Source organism: Pseudoalteromonas sp. UBA2102 (genome assembly GCF_002331165.1).
GTDB lineage: Bacteria > Pseudomonadota > Gammaproteobacteria > Enterobacterales > Alteromonadaceae > Pseudoalteromonas > Pseudoalteromonas atlantica.
Window position 1 is genome coordinate 1 of record NZ_DCYU01000098.1, and the last position, 2985, is coordinate 2985.

2 protein-coding genes and 2 pseudogenes are annotated in these 2985 nt (G+C 38.2%); 2 read left to right on the forward strand and 2 right to left on the reverse strand.

Features of this window, described 5'->3' with window-relative positions; translation table 11 throughout:
• A pseudogene (locus B2R65_RS13635) lies at nt 1–633 on the forward strand (serine/threonine protein kinase); the annotation flags it as partial.
• Nucleotides 634–687: 54 nt separating this feature from the next.
• Here B2R65_RS13635 and B2R65_RS13640 read toward each other — a convergent pair.
• Nucleotides 688–1212 carry a hypothetical protein gene (locus tag B2R65_RS13640; protein WP_085065423.1) on the reverse strand — a complete coding sequence of 175 codons (525 nt, stop codon included), beginning with the start codon at nt 1210–1212 and terminating at the stop codon, nt 688–690.
• A 23-nt stretch (nt 1213–1235) separates the two neighbouring features.
• Nucleotides 1236–2230: pseudogene (locus tag B2R65_RS13645) on the reverse strand (YHYH protein).
• A gap of 164 nt (nt 2231–2394) precedes the next feature.
• Between B2R65_RS13645 and B2R65_RS13650 the strand changes: the two are divergent.
• Complete coding sequence (locus B2R65_RS13650) at nt 2395–2826, forward strand: DUF3859 domain-containing protein (RefSeq protein WP_004586517.1); 432 nt, start codon at nt 2395–2397, stop codon at nt 2824–2826.
• Nucleotides 2827–2985: the final 159 nt, after the last annotated feature.

The window sequence follows — 2985 nt, forward strand, 5'->3', positions numbered from 1 at the left end:
GTAGTGGGTGGATTGAGTTTTCATTGGAAAGATGAGTCGGTGTTTGTTGAGTCATCGCTTATTATGCATGATGAAAGTTTAAAAACAGCCTTTACCGATGCCATTAATAATACCGTGATGCTTGCACAAGCGATAAGTCAAAAAGGTTTATTTAAGTGTTGTTTATTTGATGCGCGTAAAACTATTCAGTTAGAGCGAGATGGAACTGGGGCGTTTAAGTTTGATAACCTCCCTGAGCTTGATTATGAAGTTGTTAGCATGAAGGCAAACGAAATTGCACGTCCACATTCTTACTTTGAAGACGGTAAAGACCCTGATGAGCAGCTGCAACTTCCTAAAAAAGTGATTAGATGCGTGTTTGAGCTAAATCAAATTCATCATACGGGCTGTATTATATTTGAAGCCCTGCCAGATAGAATGAAAATACACCATTACTATCGCTTACTCGATGAAAGCAAAGAATTAGAGTTTAAACGGTTACTTAATAAATTAATGCAGTATGCAGTTAACATTACTGATGTAGGGGTAGCAGGATTTATGAAGCTTCCTTATAAAAACACTCGCGAATTTTCGCTTTGTGAAAAACAACCAGAGAATTTCTTTCCTAAAAATCCAAAATTATTAGCGCAATAAATTAAAAAAGGGCAGCTTAATATTAAGTCTGCCCTTGGCTACTTAATTGTTAGTTTAAAACACTGTGCTAAAGGGCGTACGCGGTGTTAAGTCAAACTGATGAGTCATTTTTTGCTGTTTGTTAGTGGCAGTAATGTGGTACTTATTTAAATCAGAATTTTGACTAAATAACCTAACGTTTAATTTTAGTTGTGCGCTTATATTGGGCACTGTATATCGGCCCGTAATCGTTATGTACTCAATGTTATTAGTATCAGTATGCGACACTTCAGGGTTTAGTAATAAGCCCTCTAAAGAAAACTTATAATGATGATCGTTTAAATAAACCCCTCGCATTATAGTTTTGCTGATTTGCTTTTTATGGGCGTTAAATTCATCCATAGATACTTTTTTATTTAAATCATCATCAAGGTTATTAAATGCAGAAATAGGTAGCGAGAGTACTATAAAGGCATGGTTATCAATCACGTTTAATGTTCCGTGTTGAGCCACCATTAAATGTGCATAAACAACCGGTGCTATAACAATGTTGGCCACTAAAATAAGCGCAACCAGTGCTTTTTTATGTAATTTCATCATGCTCACTTTGCCTATAAGTAAATTTATAGCTCGCCTTTAACACAGCGTTGAAAAAACGGATAAGTATCGGTTGCATAGTAATGGTATATGCCTTGTGGAAATTCAGGGGTAACACCAAAGCGCCCATTACACTCATCTAAATCGCCAGAGCCAGCTACATATTCCCAATCTTGTGCAAAAGTCCCCAGTGGATAAATATCGGTAGAAGGGCGGTTATCGCTTACAGTACTAATATGTTGGTAGCTACCTGTCATTACTTTAAGTGACGAACTTGCATCATCCGCGGTGCTATAGCCATAACGCGCATAAATAGGAAACCCATCAGCCGCCCATGCAATTAGAGTCATTGTTGAGCTGTTGCCGCCTCTAAGGGAGATAAATCCCTCAGGCATGCCATGATAATGATATGTGCCATCGGGCTGTACGTGTGCGTTGTTATCGTCAGTACCAAAACTAAAGGTATCTTGGCTTAGTGCTTCAATACTCCAGTTGCCACTGTTATCGCCAAGCGAGCAATTATCGCCAGAGTCATCACAACTGCCACCGGTACCAGCATCAATTTTAACGCCATTTAGTACTATGCCTAACACGCCTCGAGGGCCGCCCATTAAGGTTGCGGTATCGCTTTGTTCAGGCGTTAACGTAAAGCTCTCACTCACTGTTTGCTCAGAAATGGTGTTTGGATTGTCGGGATTAGGAAACGTGCCCACATCATGATCTGGAATGCCATTAGCAACTACATCGCGTGTTGTACCTGTGCATGCCAATCAGCAGAGCTGGTGGTTTGCACTGATGTTGAGTCGTTATATTCATTGTAACTGTATTCACATAGCACTTGCTCGGTTGAGCTGGTGCCACTTGTTGCTGTTGTACTTTCACTGCTTGAACTTGTACTTTCATCAGTGGCGGTTGTTAGGTTTTGCTCATCACTGCCACATGCAACAAGAGAAGAAATTGCTGCGCTTAAAAACGAAATTTTTAATAGTTTAACTTTATTACATAGAGAGTGATTCATCATACACAGCCAATTAAGTACTAATTGACGCTATTTTTGATCTTAAATGTGCAAGCAATGTGCAAAAATAAATCAACATTGAGTATGTTTGTTAATCAGGTGATTTTACTTAAGCTGCATGTATTATAAAATCAGTGCATTAACAGCCTAAAGTAAAGAATGGTGTAATGGCAAAATCAAAACCTGAGGTGTCGATTCAAAGTTGTGGGATTTATTCTACATGGGATAGCAAAAGTAAAGCATTGCCACAAATTGAGCAGTTTACAACCAATGTAATTGCCAAGCTTGATGTTGAATTTGGTTTAATAATTAATATCAAAAAAGCAAAAGGCGAAAAACTTCACTTTTGTATTTATCACCCCGATATACCAGACAGTAATGGTGAAATAATGCCGCCCTTTGAAGGCGTTGAATACATTAAAGAGAACGACTGGCAGTTTTATTTAGGTGATACGCTGTGGGAGCCTATTGAAAATAAATTAGGTGATTGGCGAATGACACTCACCCTAAATAATAAAATTATTGCCGATAAAACATTTAACGTTGCACTTGAAGAGCAAGGCTCTGTTAATGATTTTTGGCGTAAACGAGGTTACTAAGCCCTAAAACTGCAGAGCTAAAAAAAGCCAATATACATTGGCTTTAAAAATATAACTTAACCTGAACTCTGGTTAAGAGATATACCAACATAATTTATCATGATGATCTTTAAGCTTAATTCTCTAGCCAGCGGTTTTCGGTGAAAACAAGGCGAATTT

Excerpts from the sequence above, each read along its gene's own strand:
- B2R65_RS13650 (WP_004586517.1), top strand. The coding sequence starts at position 2,395 with ATGGCAAAATCAAAACCTGAGGTGTCGATTCAAAGTTGTGGGATTTAT.
- B2R65_RS13640 (WP_085065423.1), bottom strand. The coding sequence starts at position 1,212 with ATGATGAAATTACATAAAAAAGCACTGGTTGCGCTTATTTTAGTGGCC.